This is a genomic window from Thermaurantiacus tibetensis, from assembly GCF_015354055.1.
Lineage (GTDB): Bacteria > Pseudomonadota > Alphaproteobacteria > Sphingomonadales > Sphingomonadaceae > Thermaurantiacus > Thermaurantiacus tibetensis.
This window is the reverse complement of record NZ_JACHTM010000011.1, coordinates 1-1,268: the sequence shown is the minus strand read 5'-3', so window position 1 is coordinate 1,268 and position 1,268 is coordinate 1. Positions and strand designations below refer to the sequence as shown.

General features: G+C 65.4%; 2 protein-coding genes. One reads left to right on the top strand and one right to left on the bottom strand.

Annotation, left to right across the window (positions count from 1 at the left end):
- Nucleotides 1-288: transposase (locus H3H34_RS13185; protein WP_328832131.1), on the top strand; the 288-nt coding region annotated here is incomplete at its 5' end.
- 753 nt (nucleotides 289-1,041) lie between these two features.
- On the opposite strand, the gene H3H34_RS13180 is transcribed toward H3H34_RS13185, so the two are convergent.
- The coding region (locus H3H34_RS13180) for a hypothetical protein (RefSeq protein ID WP_194745767.1) at nucleotides 1,042-1,268 on the bottom strand (227 nt) is incomplete at its 5' end.

The window sequence follows — 1,268 nt, the reverse complement described above, 5'->3', positions numbered from 1 at the left end:
CATCTGTTCGCCGATGCCGCCTATGACCGCCTGAAGCTGATGGACAAGGCCGCCTCTCTCGACTTCGTTCTCGAGATCATCCGCCGCTCCGAAAGCCAGAAAGGCTTCGAGGTCCAGCCTCGCCGCTGGGTCGTCGAACGCACGTTGACCTTCGGTCGCCTACGGCCCGGGTGGATGACCCGATGGCGCAGGCTGGTCCGCGACTACGAGCGCCGCATCGACGTCTCTCACGCCATGATCCTCGTCGCCATGGGCGGAAACCTCCTCCGCCGAAACGCACACCCGTGAATTCCCAAACGGACTCTGAGAGCCGCCAATCCGGCGACTGACAGGCGCAGCACAAGCCGAGTGCCGCCAAACCGCTCCCGATGGCCTCCTCCAGGGGCGGAGCGGCGAGCTAGTCAGCCGAACAATGCCCTGCCCGGCCTTGCGTGATGCGGAACAGGGCTTCCCTGTACGCTGCCTCCCGCACACGCTTCTCAGCGTCCTCCGCCCACTGGGCGGCGAGCGTGGCATATGCTGAGGCCGAGCCGGCTGTCCCCGCCTTTTTATGCTCCGCGTGCAGGTCACGCGCGCGTGCAAGCGCGACATCTCTGGCCTCCGCAACCGCGCGCTCCAGGGCCAAGTCGCAGGCTGAAAGCACGCCTTGGGCAACAACCTCTGCTTGATCGGGGGCAGGGGCCAGTCTGTATCCCCATCTGATCAAACATTGGTCCAGCAAGTCTCGTTTCAGGACTTTGCCAAAGTCTTCTAGAGAAACCTCTCTTGTTTGACTACATACTGCATCGTTTGGCTGGTTCGGGAACGAACACGTCGAAAGGCTAAAGGCAGCCACGACCACCAACGCCCGGTTCACAAGCCGTCTCCCAGAATGATATTCCAAACCATAGCATGCGCTCCACAATTTCGACCGCCGCCGATCGCGCTCCGGGAACTCGCGAAGCGGATGGTTTCGCGCGCAGGCCACGGGGCCCCGGATCCGCGGTTGCTGCCGTCCCCCTCCACGCCCGCTGGATCCCGGAGCATGCGGGAAGCCAGGGTTTACACCGCCGGAAGCCGGTCGGGCAGATGGCAGGCCTCGGCCCCGCCCGGCAGGTCGCGCCACAGCACCCCCGCCCGTTCCGCAAACCAGGCGCGCGCCTTGTTCCAGTCCTTGGCCGTGAGGGGGCTGAACCCGTGCGCCAGGATCGAGTGGTTCCGCCGCGACTGCCACTCGGGCGTGCCGTTCGCCCAGAAGCCGGGCACCGGGCTTGCCGGCTCCAGCTCGG